Raw genomic sequence first — 13,305 nt, 5'->3', positions numbered from 1 at the left:
TTCAGATCAGAATGTTATGAAAACCCGTTGATTTACCCGTTTGAACTCGTATAATCCTGTCCCTGTAGCGCGCCCTTAGCTCAGCTGGATAGAGCACGTCCCTTCTAAGGATGTGGTCATTGGTTCGAATCCAATAGGGCGTGCCATTTATTCAAAAGCCTCGATAACTCTTTGAGTTGTCGGGGCTTTGTCGTTTTTAGGTTTTTGGCTGTAATTGCCACTCTATCTACAACTTTTGAATGGCATTCTAGCCATTGCAATTTCTAGCAATTAATATGGACGCATATTAATTACCTTTCGTTAACCTTTATGCCTGCCACTTCTAACTTTTATGACCGACACGCCGACTCTTTCGCGAAGCAATACACATCGATCCAGTTTGAGGATGTCCACGCGAGTTGGAGAGTCTTCTGGCCCCAGGCTGGAGATCGTGTGTTAGATGTTGGCGCGGGCTCTGGTCGAGACGCGAAATGGATGGCTGAGCATGGGTGTGAAGTTGTTGCGATCGAGCCTGCTCAAGCACTTCTAAGGCTTGGTAAGTCTTACTGTGGCGATTCCGTTACTTGGCTTGAAGATGCATTACCTAAGCTTGAGAAAACCATTAATCTTGGCTTTCGCTTCGATTTAATTCTTGTCAGTGCGGTATGGATGCATCTTGCGCCTACGCACCGTGAACGTGCATTTCGCAAACTTGCAAATTTGTTAGCGCCTAATGGTCGATTGGTGATTAGCCTTCGTCACGGTGACTTTTCTGACGGTCGTAAAGCTTATCCCGTATCGGTTGAAGAGCTCGAAAAGTTTGCAAAGAATAGCGCTTTAATGGTGAGAAACGTATCTCTCGATGACGATCAGTTAAAGCGAACGGGTGTATCTTGGCAAACTGTAGTGATGTCTTTGCCTGATGATGGTTCCGGTGATCTGAATAAGGTTCGCCACATTATCGTCAATGATTCCAAATCGGCTACCTATAAGCTCGCACTACTACGTACTTTACTACGTATTGCAGACGCTCATTCTGGTGCAGTGGTTGATCGCAGCGAAGGTAAAGTTGCAATCCCATTAGGATTAGTTGGCTTATATTGGATTCGTCAATTTAAGCGTTTAATCGATAAAGAGAACATCCAGCAAAGCTCGAACTCGTCTAAAGGGCTAGGTTTTATAAAGCCCGATGGCTGGGGCAGACTTTCCCATTTAAGTCCTGATGATCTTGCTATAGGCACGACATTTTTTGGTGAAGATGCAGTGGCGCTTGATAAAGCGATAAAAGACAGCTTAAAAACCATAAAAGATGGTCCCGTCACTTTTACCTATCAAGGTGATAAATCAAACCCTTACTTTGAAATGATTCGTTCAGCTAAGAAGCCAAAACGTTCAATTGTTGTGGATAGCGAGTTCCTCGAAGGTTATGGGCTGTTTGTGTTGGATGAAAGCCTTTGGGATTGTTTTCGATTGTATAACTCTTGGATTGAGCCGCTGGTGGTCAACCAATGGATTATGGAAATGCAACGATTTCGGTCTAATCAAGAGCGGGGTATTCCATTGCAAACGTATCATGACTGTTTGGTCTGGATTGATAAAGACCATGATACGCGAGTCGTGCGAAAGAGAATTGAACAGTTGAAGCTCAGCCATTGCGACATTGTCAGTGTATGGAGTGGAAGCAAATTACGAAATGAGTATCACGTTGATCACTGTTTGCCATTTGCTTATTGGCCCAACAATGATAAGTGGAACTTACTACCAACATCTAAGGTTGAAAACCTAAACAAGCGTGATCGTATTCCTGCTAGCTATCGATTAAACGCATCCAAGCCGCGAATTTTGGATTGGTGGCAGTTAGCTTGGGGAGAGACGGATAATTTGAGTCGGACGTTTTTTACCGAGGCTTCATTGTCGCTACCTAATGTGCCTGCATCTTGTCAAGATTTTGAGCATGTCTTTGAAGCGATGGGATTACAAATTCGTGGTGTTAAAAGTCGCCTTTGTATCGCGGAATGGTAATGTCTTGTTTGCCGTTACAGCGTGATATATGAACCTGATAGGCAACCAACAAAAAAGCGCTGGTTAACCAGCGCTTTTGCATTTACTAAGGGCATTACATCTTTTTAAAGATGATGGAGGTGTTGATGCCGCCAAAGGCGAAGTTGTTACTCATCAAATATTTCACGTCCAGCTCTCGGCCTTGTCCGGCGATGTAGTCTAAATCACCACATTGCTCGTCGAGGTTTTTTAGGTTGAGCGTTGGGTTGAACCAGCCTGTGTGCATCATTTCTAAACCTAGCCACGCTTCAATCGCGCCACAGGCGCCTAGTGTGTGGCCAAAGTAGCTCTTGAGTGAACTGATTGGCACTTTGCCCAGAGCATTCGCTGTTGCGTTGCTTTCCGCAATATCGCCGCGGTCGGTGGCAGTGCCGTGAGCAGATACATAGTCGATCTTCTCAGCAGGAATGCCCGCATTTTGCAAAGCCATTTCCATACAGATTTGCATGGTTTCCATCTGTGGTTGAGTGACGTGTGCGGCATCACAGTTGCTGGCAAAACCGATGATTTCTGCATAGATTTTCGCGCCACGAGCGACGGCGTGTTCGTACTCTTCCAGAACTAGCGTTCCCGCACCTTCACCAATCACCAAACCATCGCGATCGGAGTCATAAGGTCTTGGTGTGCTTTTCGGGTCTTCATTCTTCAGACTGGTGGCAAAAAGGGTATCGAAGACAGCGGATTCCGTTGGGCACAATTCTTCAGCGCCACCAGCAACCATTACCGTTTGGTAGCCATGTTTGATCGCTTCGTAGGCGTAGCCGATTGCTTGGCTGCCAGAGGTACATGCACTGCTGGTTGGGATCACTCGGCCTTTCAAACCGAAAAATAGACCAACGTTCACTGCTGTGGTATGCGGCATCATCTGCACGTAAGTCGTTGCGGTGATCGCTTTGGTGGTTTTCTCATTCAGCATGACACCAAATGCACCGATTGCGTCAGTACTGCCTGTTGATGAGCCGTATGCGATACCCGTTTGACCATTGGTGAGTACGTTGTTACCAATCAAACCTGCTTGGCTTAGTGCGTTTTCTGTTGCGACGGTCGCCAATTTGGAAACACGCCCCATGCCGCGTACTTGCTTGCGCTTGTAGTGCTTTGGCAGTTCAAAATCTAAAATTGGTGCCGCGAGCTTGGTGTTCAAACCATCATACTGTTCGTAAGAAGGCATGTATTGCGTCGCGTTCTGGCAGTCACGCAGTTTTGGTTCGACAGATTGCCAATCGTTACCAAACGCAGTCACGCCTGACATTCCGGTTACAACAACTCGACGGCTCATACTAGGCCTCCGTTTACCGAAATGACTTGGCGAGTTACATAGCCTGCGATGTCAGACATAAGGTAACTGACTAAACCAGCAACTTCTTCTGGCTCTCCCATGCGGCGCAAAGGAATTTGCGGCATCGCATGTTCTTTCACGTGTTCGTCTACCATGCCTGTGTCGATAAGCCCTGGAGCAACGCAGTTGACGGTGATTTTGCGTTTTGCCAGTTCAAGCGCGAGTGATTTTGTTGCACCAATTACGCCCGCTTTCGCTGCGCTGTAGTTAGTTTGACCACGATTCCCCATTAGGCCAGAGACTGATGCAAGCGTAACAATTCGGCCGCCTTTGCGCTTTTGCACCATTGGCATAACACAAGGGTGAAGAACGTTGTAGAAGCTGTCTAAGTTGGTATGAATCACACCATCCCATTCTTCTTCGGTCATCGCAGGGAAAGCGGTATCTTTTGTGATGCCAGCGTTGTTTACTACGCCATAGTAAGCGCCGTGTTCGGCGATATCGGCTTCTAGCTTCTCACGACAATCTGCACGGTCACTGATGTCGAATTGGATAAGACGACCGCTACCACCATGCTGTTCGATGGTGTTTAGGGTGTCTTGCGCGCCTTGTTGATCGCCCATGTAATGGACAATGACTTGGAAACCATCTTTGGCTAATTGAACGGCAATGGCTTTACCGATGCCTTTGCTGGCACCTGTAACGAGGACTTGTCGGGTCATTGTTGACTCCTGATTTTCATTTCTTGTAATTTTTCTTCTGATGGAACGTAAACGTTCAATTGGCAAGTCGCTACAACAGTTCCTTGTAGCTCAATACGGGCTGAAAAAACCGCCATACCGTTATCTTCCATAACTTTTTCAGCATACACATCGAGCACCTGTCCGCGAGAAAATGTATCGCATTCAGACGTGTATCGACGGCTACCAAGCAAAAAGCCAATCGGTGGCGCTTGTTCTTTCATTAATGCGTGGTAACCAGACCACGCCGCGACAGATTGCGCCATAAACTCAATGCCAACGTAAGCTGGCACGGTTTGAGAGGTCGAGTCGAAGAACGAGTTGTGTTCTGCGATATCAACCTGGCAGTGAATCGTATCTTGTTGAACATCCAAAGCACGATCAACCAAGATCATTGGTTTGTCGTGTGGCAAAAGTTGTTCGATGGGAGGAAGTTTAGTCATGAGCGTAACCAAAAATAAGACTAATGTTATTGCCACCAAAAGCAAAAGAGTTGCTGAGAATCGCTTTGTTACCCAGTTTGGTTGGCGTCTCAACTAACGATATATGGATATCGTCTGCTTTGGTTTCGCAGTGTTGTATTGGCAAATCAAGGTTGTACTTGAGAATATGCCAAGCGATCGCGGCTTCCGTAGCACTTGCTGCGCCTAATGTGTGTCCGGTAAGTGGCTTTGTCGAGCTTACGGGAACGGAGTCTCCAAAGCAGCGATGAATGGCTTTGCTTTCCATCGCATCGTTTAACGGCGTTGCTGTGCCATGTGCGTTGATGTAACCAATGTCTTGCGCTGTAAGTCCTGCATTGGCCAACGCTTTTTTCATCGCTTCTTCTGCGCCTAACCCTTCTGGATGTGGTGCGGAAATATGGTGTGCGTCTGAGCTGTCGCCAGCTCCGAGAAGAGCAACGGGCGCAGGTGTTTTGCTTAGCAACATTAATGCTGCTGCTTCACCGATATTGATGCCGTTGCGATGTTGGTCAAACGGCTTACAAAGGGTATCGGATAGAGCTTCTAAACCGTTAAAGCCGTTTAGTGTTAGGCGACAAATGGTATCCACACCACCCACAATGACCGCATCAACAATGCCAGAGCGAATCAGGCGTTGCGCGGTTAAAAAAACACGACCACTAGAAGAGCAGGCGGTTGATACTGAGTAATGTGGGCCGCTCAAATCAAAGTAGGCGGCAATAAAATCGCTGCAGTTGCCAAGCTCTTGTTTGGTGTAATGGTAGTCGGCAGGAAAATTACCGTTTGCCAGCTTTTCGCCAAATGCGATTTCGCCATCTGAAATGCCAGATGTGCTGGTGCCGATCACGACTGCGATACGGTCACGACCATATTTAGCCATGGCGTCACGCACGTCGCCTTCGATTTGCAGCAAAGCCGAAAGTGCGAGGCGGTTGTTTCTCGTATCAAACTGGCTGAGTGCGGTCGGTAATTGCGGTAACGTCTGTGCAATTCGACCGATTACTGTTTGGCGGCCTGAATTTAAAATATCTTGGTCAACCACCATGTTGGATGGCTTCGCTCCCGATAAACACTGGTGGATGAGCGCGTCATCTTGTCCCATGGCAGAGTGAAAGCCACAGGCCTGAATATACAAAGGTTGAGAAGAGCGAATAGGCATATTGTTATTCTAAATTGTTCTTAGTTAATCTGATGTTGCAGTGTTTGAATAGAAATTGAAAACTGATGTTTGAGGTGATGAAAATCAATCTTACCCTCTAACTTGTTAGAAGAGCTGTATTGAATCTCAATGATCTTTTCACCGTCGCTATCAAAGATGGCGCGAGAATTATTTTTATCAATAATTCGCCACCTTACCTCATTTAACGATCCTTCCCAAGCGGAACTCGGCCAGAGCGTGATCATCAGGTTAAATAATACCTGTTCTGGCTGCGGTAGCGAACCTTGTAAACCGTTGAGCACTTCGGTTTGAATTTGTTCTCCATCGTAAGACAGTGAGAGTACTCTCGTCCCCCAGGATGAGAAGCCTGCCAGCACCACTTCGTTGTTGATCACTTGCAGTTGTACCGGAAGTTGCTCAGATTTGGTTTTACCATCTATTGCCCAAGAAGCCGTAATTAACTGACTGGCAGACAACTGATAGCCCAAGCTTGCGGGAGTGGGCAAGCTAACTTGGGTGTGCTCGGCAATGTCGACCTGAGGCGTCGATTGGTGAGGGACCAAGCTGCATGCACTTAAAAACAGGCTCAGTGCGAATAACGTCGCGCAGCGAAAGGCGTGATTGAAAATCATGACGTCGTTTCCTCTGTTTTAATTGCAATCGGAGAGAGCAGCCAAGCGACAAAAATACCACTTAACACCGTAATGCCAAAACTGTGAATCGCGTGAGTTTGGCTGAGTGACAGCAATCCAAATGACAACACAGTGGTCATTGCCGAAAGGGTGATCGCCAATAGTGTGCTCACACTGCGGGCTTTCTCGGCAAAGAACAGAGTGTAATCGATCCCTATACCAAGAATGAGCACCAAGCCAAGCAAGTTGAACAGGTTTAATGTTGTTCCCATCGCGACAGCAGTTGCCAGACCGCAGGCGCAAGCAATCAATGATGGCAGTAAAACTCGGCAACTGTGTTGCAGACCGTACCGCTTGATTAATACCAGAAAGATCACAGCACTGGCGGCTGCCAATAGCTCCATGATTTTGATTCGGTATTCACCAAATAGGGTGGATATTTCTTCAGCTTTGTTTAGGTAGACAACATCAGACTGTGATTTGGCAAATGCCTTAACAACAGCGGAGTCTTGCAATTGGTTTAACACCACAACCGTTGCTGATTTTTCTTTAATTTTACCCAAATGAAGAAAACGTACAGGCGCTGATACCGGGTTTTGCAAGTACTGTTCAACCGTAACAGGGATAAAGTCGGCGTCCATTTTGGGCTTTTTACTTAAGCCCAGCCCGGAAGCAAGTGGGCTGGATTGTGTCGCGTAAAGATCGCGAATCAATTGATAGTCTTGTTGCTGACGTTCCACTGAGCTCAAGTAGCGGCTCAGACTCTGGTAGCTTTCGATGGTGCTGTCCGCTTTCCACGCTTCTAAAGTTGGCGTCAAAGACTCCAGCTTTTTCATTAGGTTTTCGTCATCGTCGGCGGTAACGACCAACATTTGCTGTGAAGATTGCATGCCACTGAGCGTCGTAATCAAGGTTTCTTGTTGCTTGAGATCCTTCGGCATCGTTTGCAGCAGACGAATGTCGTCATCGTAGTTCAATTGCAGCAAGAAAAAGCCACTCGCAACCACACATAACATCGGTAATCCGACTTTAATTCGAGGTTGATTCCAAAGCGTTAACCATTTCGCCAACAGTGATTGTCCCGGTAAATTCGAAATGGAGCGCGATGGGTTACGAGCCAGTATCGGATACCAAGCCACCACGGTGATGTAAGCGGCAATCAGACCAATGGATGAAAACAGCGCAAGCTGCTGCAAACCAGGAAACGGTGCCACTAACATGCCCAAATAGCCGATCAAACTGGTGATTAAGCCAAGTGTGATCGCTATGAAAATATGCTTTAACCCTTGCTCGCTATCCCATTCATTTCCCGCCGCAAGGCGTTCGGTTAGGTAGTGGAATGCGTAGTCGATAGACACGCCGATTAAACTTGCGCCAAACACTAAGCTGAACAGATGGACTTTTCCAAAAATCCACGTCGTAACGGACAACGCAACGAGCAAACCAATGGTGATGGAAAGCAGTGCCAGAGACAGTGGCATCACACTACGAAAGACCAACACGAACAATGCAATGATACCGAGCAGAGAGAACATACCGATGGTACTGATCTCCGATTTGGCACTTTGCGTACCAAAGTCGGCGTAAAATAGAACGCCAGTATGTGCGACTTCAGCGCCATATTTCTGAGCGACGCTTTGTTCTAGCGCTTGAATATCAGGGACTGCAAGCTGCCCAGTTAGGCTATAAGGCGAGTCTTTTAGCTCAGCAGTAATAAGCAAGTATTGAGCACCGTCTTTTTCGACGGATAGATAGCCGTTATCCAACCGGAAAGAGGAAGATTGCTGGGTAACTTGGCTTAAATAATCACGAAATAACAAGAAAGGGTCATTTTGTAACTCTTGCCCGGTCACTCCAGAAAACGGGTTGTACAGAGACTGAATTACATGCTGCACTTGCTGCTCTGGATTTTTGCTTAAACGCTCTCGTTGTTCAGGCGTCAGCAATTGGAAACGGTGCTTAAAGTAGTAACTCGCCCAAGCTTGCTGCTCTTGAGGTGAGATTTTTCCCACCACATCGCGAAAATGATTACTTTGTCGTAACCCCTTATCAAATTCAGTGGCCGCTGCAAAAAGGGCATTTTTGTCCGGCGCTGTGATCACGAAAATGACTTTGTCGCTCATACTTGCCGAGACCGACTCAAAGGCTTGCTCAGCCACTGGGTTTTGTTGGTTCTTCGGCAACAGTTTTAAAATGTTGGTCTCAATCGGAGATTCTGCACTCCAAACCCATTGTTTGAGTAGCAACGCGCCCGCTAAAACAACGAGATTGAGCCAAACCAGAGCAAAGGTATGAGTGCCAAGACTGAGTTTAGAAACGGAATTGAGCGTCTTCGGCATCCGTGAGTTCCTGAGGTAGAGAGGTCTGGTTTGTAAACGTGATTTCGGTCTTATCGCCGCGCAGCTCTTGCAGGGTTAGGCGATCAATATGCGTTTTACCGGAAAGGGTGATGGCTTTAAACACCGCATTTAATGGCGAATGTTTGGGCACTAAAACGAGCTGCCACTGATTGTTCTCAACTGAAAAATCGAGTGTGAATTGTTCTTGCAGTGCAGAAGTATCCCCGTGGAACACGGATAAAAACACATGGCTAAAGTAGAACGCCATTGGGTTTTCTTCAGCAGAGATCGTTTTCGGATCTTGGTTGGCAAAAGTCTGGCGAAGTTTGTTTTCCGTCAATACCAAATTGACTGCGAAAGGTTCTGTTTGTTGCCACAACAAGCCATGTGTTTTGCTCAGTGTGAACTGACCTTTAGAGGTTAGAGGTTGACTGAACATTTCCAGATGACGCTGCTGCGTAAAATCTCCGCGCACGATTTCATGCTGAGACAACTGCTGCTGAAGCGATGCCAAATCTGTTACGTTTGCTGTCGGTGTGGCCAGTGCTGGAACAGAAAATATCAACAAAAAAGAGAGTAACCACTTTTGCATTAGTCCAGACTCCCATGGTTGTGCCATTGCTCTACTTTATCTAAAAAGATTGCTGGAGAAACAAAGCACATCTCTTGCTTTTCAATGGATACGGCGACTTGCGTTGTATGCGCTTTGCACATACGTTGATTCGTTGCGGCGTCGTAAATCACGTAATCCACACGTAAGCGGTTTTCCCACTCAGTGAGTTGCGCGGTAATGCGAATGGTGTGATTAAACGGAATCGCCTTCACGTATTTAACGCGCGTGTCGATGATCGGCCACATGTACCCAGAGTCTTGCATATCGCGATAGCTGTATTGGATCTTTTCCATCAGCACACGACGCGCTTCTTCAAAATATCGAAAGAAGTTGCCGTGATAAATCACGCCCATCGGGTCAGCATCTTGGAATGAGGTGACCATAGTCACCTCCGCTTCTAATGGGTAGAGAACCTGCTCTTGCATTATACCTCCGCGTAGAGTGGCCAATGACGTTGCTGAATGCGTTCAATGAAATGGCGCAAATCTTGTTCCAATGGGCGATCTTCAATCACAAATTCAAACTCGCTCAGTACTGCGTCACGAATTACTCGCAAACTCTGACTCATGTGGTGTTCGTCCAATTCGTTATGACGACGACGAATCTCAACCGCTTGAACGCTTGCTAGGAGTGAAGCCGCAGCAACTTGCTCTGTTAACTCAAGTACGCGTAAGCAATCACGAGCCGCGATGGTGCCCATGCTCACTTTGTCTTGGTTGTGACATTCGGTTGAGCGAGAAAAAACGCTTGCTGGCATGGTGTTTTTCAACGCTTCTGCCGTCCAAGCTGAGATACCAATCTGAACCGCTTTAAAGCCGTGGTTGATCGGTTTACGCTCGCCTTCTGCACCGGTTAAGTTAAACGGCAGGCCGTTATTGAACTTGTAATCCATCAATTGCGCCATCTGACGATCCAGCAAATCAGCTAAGTTGGCAATGTTCACTTTCAACGTATCCATCGCCATTGCGATATGACCACCGTAGAAGTGACCGCCGTGCAGAACGCGCTCATTGTCGCCATCGATGATTGGATTGTCGTTGGCACTATTTAGTTCATTCTCAATCAATTGACGTAGCCAAGGCAGTGAGTCTTGCACCATGCCAATGACGTGTGGCGCACAACGCAGCGAGTAACGATCTTGCAGTCGGTCGCTATTGCGTGGCGGACGCTCAGCATTGAGATCATCACGCAGCCAAGCCGCAACTTGCTGTTGACCAGGATGAGGTTTTACCGCAAACAACGCTTCATCAAAGTGGAAGTCATTACCTTGCATACCCACAGAGACCATCGCGGTAATCTTGGTGCAAAGCTGCGCTAGGTATTCTGCACGTTTGTAGGCAAGACAGGCGAGGGCCGTCATCACAGATGTACCGTTCATTAACGCCAAACCTTCTTTTGGTTTTAGGCGAATTGGCTCAATGCCCAGCTCTGCAAACACTTCTTGTGTTGGTCGCACATCACCTTTGTAAAGCACTTCACGTTCGCCAATTAAGGTCGCCGCTAGGTAAGACAGAGGCGTTAAATCGCCACTTGCGCCCACCGAGCCCTCTTGTGGAATACGTGGCGCAATGTCGTGGTTGATAAGCGTAACGATTTGGTTCAACAGATCGTGAGACACGCCAGATACGCCTTGCGACAATGAACATAAACGTGTTGCCAGCACCGCACGAGCTTGCTCATGAGAAAGGATTTGACCTAAGCCACAGCCATGGAAGCGCGTAAGGTGCAACGGAAGTTCATCCACAAGAGCGGGTGGAATCGCCACAGTACATGAATCGCCGTAACCCGTAGTCACGCCGTAAATAACGCCTTCTTCTTTCAGTAATCGTTCCAGAAACGCCACGCCACGATCAATTTTCGCGGTAAATTCTGGCGAGGTGTTCATGTTTGCCTTTGCACCTTGAGCAATGGCAACGACATCTTCGATGGTTAAAGATTGGGCACCAAAAGTGATGTTGTGATTATTGTTGTTTGTCATGTGGCTGATTACTTAAAGTCCAGAAGTTAAAAAAGTTGTACCACTGTAACGGCGCTTGCAGTGTGTGGTGTTCTAATCTTTTTGCGTACTGTTGAACAACGTGTTCTAGTGCCTGCTGACGCTCCTTGCGCGGTAGCGTGATTTGGTCACTAAAGTGTTCAAAGTACACATTAAAATGCGGAGTGTTTGCTTCATCGTCGCGTAGGCCGAAGAGTAGATAAACCGGCGCTTTTAATACCGAGGCCAGCATGAATGGGCCTTGCGGGAATGGTGCAGGTTTACCAAGAAAATCTGCCCAAACGACACGATTTTCTTTGCTGGTAGAAGTGCGATCGCCAACGATCACCACCCATTCGCCTTGCTCGATTTTTTGTTGAAGCAGAATCGCGGTGTCTGGTCCCATTGAGCTGACTTGAATCAGATTCAGTTCCGAGTTTGGGTTTACCGCCTTCATTACCGCATTAAATTGTTCAGCGTGTTGGGTAAATACCAAGGCATTGATTTTGACATGAGAATGTCGACGACCAAGCGCGCGGCAGAGTTCGATATTGCCAAGGTGTGAGCCTAAAATGAGCACGCCTTGTTTTTTCTGCGCCATCTCTTCGAAATGATGCTGGCCATGAATGGTTAGGTTATCGACATTAAAGTCACCTTGCCATGCTGCCAGTTTGTCGAGCATGGTTCGCCCAAAAGAAAGCAGATGATGATAGCTGTCCAACTGTTTTGGTAGTGCGATGTTCTGCTGCGCTGCGTAGCGCTGCAAGTTTTGCAGGTAAATCTCAGACGCTTCGCGGGCTGATTTACCCGTGAAGTGGTAGTAGCGCATGACTAGCTTTAAAATCAGGTCAAACGCTTTTCTACCGAACAAGCGGTAAACCGCGAGCAAGGTTTTGATGCCTAAAATCGTGCCTTGTTCTTTTCGTTTCGACCAGTGGGCATTACTGTCATCAGTGTTTCGGCGCTTTCTGGCGAGTAGCGAAGGAATGCGCGGCAACATGCCAAAAAATAGGCGAGTGTGCATCCAGCTTATCTTGACGTTATCCCACAATGCGTCGAAGTGGGAAATGCCACCTTCAGGGTAGATCACGCGCGTTGGAACAAAATCAATGTCGACGCCTTCCCAATACATTCGCACCAGAATTTCAATATCAAAATCCATGCGTTTGCCGATGCTGTACTTGTTCAACACGGCGACCGTTTTCGCCACTGGATAGGCGCGAAAACCGCACATGCTGTCTTTGATTGACAGTGACAAGGTTTCTATCCACACCCAAACGTGTGTAGCGTAGCGACCATACAAACGGGATTTGGGTACGCTCTCGTCGTATATCGGTTGGCCCGAAATCAGGTTATCTGGTTTTGTTTCGCTGGCGCTGAGCAATTTCGGCAATGCTTCTAGGTCGTGCTGACCATCTGCGTCGATTTGAATGGTGTGCGTAAAACCAAGTTGGTGAGCTTGATGTAGGCCAGCCATCACCGCGCCACCTTTACCTTGGTTTTCGCTCAAACTAATCAGTTTTATCTGTCCTTGCTTGCTCAAAGCAGAAAGCGCTTGTTTGGTGTCTTCATTGCTGCCGTCGTCCACGACCAGCACTGGCAAAGCGAAAGAGGATAACGACGCAACCACGTCTGCAATTGTGCTGCCGTGGTTGTAGCAAGGAATTAAAAAGCAGGGGCGATAATCACTCACGTGACTCACCCAGTTTCATTTTTCCTGACGAGTGAGTCACCAAGGTTTCACCGTTTGTCGATGTGTACTTAAAGGTCAATTTCTCGCGCTCATTGTCCCAAGATAGTGAGAGGCAAACGTCGGCGTTTGGCAGAATCGGCTCTTGAAATTTGATGACTTCCATTCCTTTAAATACCTTGGGAGTATTCAAATATTGAACGGCGTAGAACAGCGCCCAATCAATTTGAGTGACGCCGGGTAAAAGAGGGAAGTGATTGAAATGACCTTGGAAATCTAAGATGTCAGCATCCACTCGCAGCGACAGCTCCGCGGTATGGTCACTCACTTCAATATTCTGAATAGTTGGTTTTCTTTTTTCCATGTTACTAGCT

The 13,305-nt window shown here is 47.3% G+C and carries 12 protein-coding genes and 1 tRNA gene; 2 read left to right on the top strand and 11 right to left on the bottom strand.

The features are described 5' to 3' along the window. The first annotated feature begins 69 nt into the window (after positions 1–69). Positions 70–146: transfer RNA gene (locus J4N43_RS11300), tRNA-Arg, on the top strand. A 163-nt stretch (positions 147–309) separates the two neighbouring features. Next, positions 310–2,001, top strand: a complete 1,692-nt coding sequence (locus J4N43_RS11295) for a class I SAM-dependent methyltransferase (protein WP_005382296.1) — start codon at positions 310–312, stop codon at positions 1,999–2,001. Between the two features lie 94 nt (positions 2,002–2,095). Here the strand turns inward: J4N43_RS11295 and J4N43_RS11290 are convergent, their stop codons facing one another. Genes J4N43_RS11290 through J4N43_RS11240 form a run of 11 tightly spaced genes read right to left on the bottom strand, consistent with a single transcriptional unit; the run spans position 2,096 to position 13,295 of the window. Then, positions 2,096–3,319: a beta-ketoacyl-ACP synthase gene (locus J4N43_RS11290; protein WP_053350451.1), complete on the bottom strand. Its 1,224-nt coding sequence runs from the start codon at positions 3,317–3,319 to the stop codon at positions 2,096–2,098. After that, on the bottom strand, positions 3,316–4,041 hold the full coding sequence (gene fabG / locus J4N43_RS11285) for a 3-oxoacyl-ACP reductase FabG (protein WP_005388326.1): 726 nt from the start codon (positions 4,039–4,041) through the stop codon (positions 3,316–3,318). The genes J4N43_RS11290 and fabG overlap by 4 nt, the downstream gene beginning before the upstream one ends. Next, positions 4,038–4,502 carry a hotdog family protein gene (locus J4N43_RS11280; RefSeq protein WP_053350452.1) on the bottom strand — a complete coding sequence of 155 codons (465 nt, stop codon included), beginning with the start codon at positions 4,500–4,502 and terminating at the stop codon, positions 4,038–4,040. Before J4N43_RS11280 ends, fabG begins: the two co-directional genes overlap by 4 nt. Continuing rightward, positions 4,495–5,682 carry a beta-ketoacyl-[acyl-carrier-protein] synthase family protein gene (locus J4N43_RS11275; protein ID WP_053350453.1) on the bottom strand — a complete coding sequence of 396 codons (1,188 nt, stop codon included), beginning with the start codon at positions 5,680–5,682 and terminating at the stop codon, positions 4,495–4,497. Before J4N43_RS11275 ends, J4N43_RS11280 begins: the two co-directional genes overlap by 8 nt. Positions 5,683–5,702: 20 nt before the next feature. Next, positions 5,703–6,314, bottom strand: a complete 612-nt coding sequence (locus J4N43_RS11270; protein WP_053350454.1) for a DUF3261 domain-containing protein — start codon at positions 6,312–6,314, stop codon at positions 5,703–5,705. Further along, positions 6,311–8,653, bottom strand: a complete 2,343-nt coding sequence (locus tag J4N43_RS11265; RefSeq protein ID WP_053350455.1) for an MMPL family transporter — start codon at positions 8,651–8,653, stop codon at positions 6,311–6,313. The genes J4N43_RS11270 and J4N43_RS11265 overlap by 4 nt, the downstream gene beginning before the upstream one ends. Then, entirely contained in the window at positions 8,625–9,245 is a 621-nt protein-coding gene (locus tag J4N43_RS11260; RefSeq protein WP_042523990.1) for a LolA family protein, read from the bottom strand. Before J4N43_RS11260 ends, J4N43_RS11265 begins: the two co-directional genes overlap by 29 nt. After that, the gene (locus J4N43_RS11255) at positions 9,245–9,691 is read right to left on the bottom strand and encodes an acyl-CoA thioesterase (protein WP_053350456.1); all 447 of its coding nucleotides are present in this window, start codon (positions 9,689–9,691) and stop codon (positions 9,245–9,247) included. Before J4N43_RS11255 ends, J4N43_RS11260 begins: the two co-directional genes overlap by 1 nt. Further along, positions 9,691–11,244 carry an HAL/PAL/TAL family ammonia-lyase gene (locus J4N43_RS11250; protein ID WP_017448720.1) on the bottom strand — a complete coding sequence of 518 codons (1,554 nt, stop codon included), beginning with the start codon at positions 11,242–11,244 and terminating at the stop codon, positions 9,691–9,693. Before J4N43_RS11250 ends, J4N43_RS11255 begins: the two co-directional genes overlap by 1 nt. Then, positions 11,228–12,934 carry a glycosyltransferase family 2 protein gene (locus J4N43_RS11245; protein WP_042524042.1) on the bottom strand — a complete coding sequence of 569 codons (1,707 nt, stop codon included), beginning with the start codon at positions 12,932–12,934 and terminating at the stop codon, positions 11,228–11,230. Before J4N43_RS11245 ends, J4N43_RS11250 begins: the two co-directional genes overlap by 17 nt. Next, positions 12,927–13,295, bottom strand: coding sequence for an ApeI family dehydratase (locus tag J4N43_RS11240; RefSeq protein ID WP_017634794.1), 369 nt, complete (start codon positions 13,293–13,295; stop codon positions 12,927–12,929). Before J4N43_RS11240 ends, J4N43_RS11245 begins: the two co-directional genes overlap by 8 nt. Positions 13,296–13,305: the final 10 nt, after the last annotated feature.

This window comes from Vibrio sp. SCSIO 43009 (assembly GCF_023716525.1).
GTDB classification, from domain to species: domain Bacteria; phylum Pseudomonadota; class Gammaproteobacteria; order Enterobacterales; family Vibrionaceae; genus Vibrio; species Vibrio alginolyticus.
The sequence above is the reverse complement of the archived record's forward strand: the minus strand, read 5'-3'. Positions and strand labels throughout refer to the sequence as shown.

Coding starts and splice junctions, on each gene's coding strand:
- J4N43_RS11280 (WP_053350452.1), bottom strand. CDS start 4,502: ATGACTAAACTTCCTCCCATCGAACAACTTTTGCCACACGACAAACCA.
- J4N43_RS11275 (WP_053350453.1), bottom strand. CDS start 5,682: ATGCCTATTCGCTCTTCTCAACCTTTGTATATTCAGGCCTGTGGCTTT.
- J4N43_RS11290 (WP_053350451.1), bottom strand. CDS start 3,319: ATGAGCCGTCGAGTTGTTGTAACCGGAATGTCAGGCGTGACTGCGTTT.
- fabG (WP_005388326.1), bottom strand. CDS start 4,041: ATGACCCGACAAGTCCTCGTTACAGGTGCCAGCAAAGGCATCGGTAAA.
- J4N43_RS11260 (WP_042523990.1), bottom strand. CDS start 9,245: ATGCAAAAGTGGTTACTCTCTTTTTTGTTGATATTTTCTGTTCCAGCA.
- J4N43_RS11250 (WP_017448720.1), bottom strand. CDS start 11,244: ATGACAAACAACAATAATCACAACATCACTTTTGGTGCCCAATCTTTA.
- J4N43_RS11265 (WP_053350455.1), bottom strand. CDS start 8,653: ATGCCGAAGACGCTCAATTCCGTTTCTAAACTCAGTCTTGGCACTCAT.
- J4N43_RS11270 (WP_053350454.1), bottom strand. CDS start 6,314: ATGATTTTCAATCACGCCTTTCGCTGCGCGACGTTATTCGCACTGAGC.
- J4N43_RS11255 (WP_053350456.1), bottom strand. CDS start 9,691: ATGCAAGAGCAGGTTCTCTACCCATTAGAAGCGGAGGTGACTATGGTC.
- J4N43_RS11240 (WP_017634794.1), bottom strand. CDS start 13,295: ATGGAAAAAAGAAAACCAACTATTCAGAATATTGAAGTGAGTGACCAT.
- J4N43_RS11295 (WP_005382296.1), top strand. CDS start 310: ATGCCTGCCACTTCTAACTTTTATGACCGACACGCCGACTCTTTCGCG.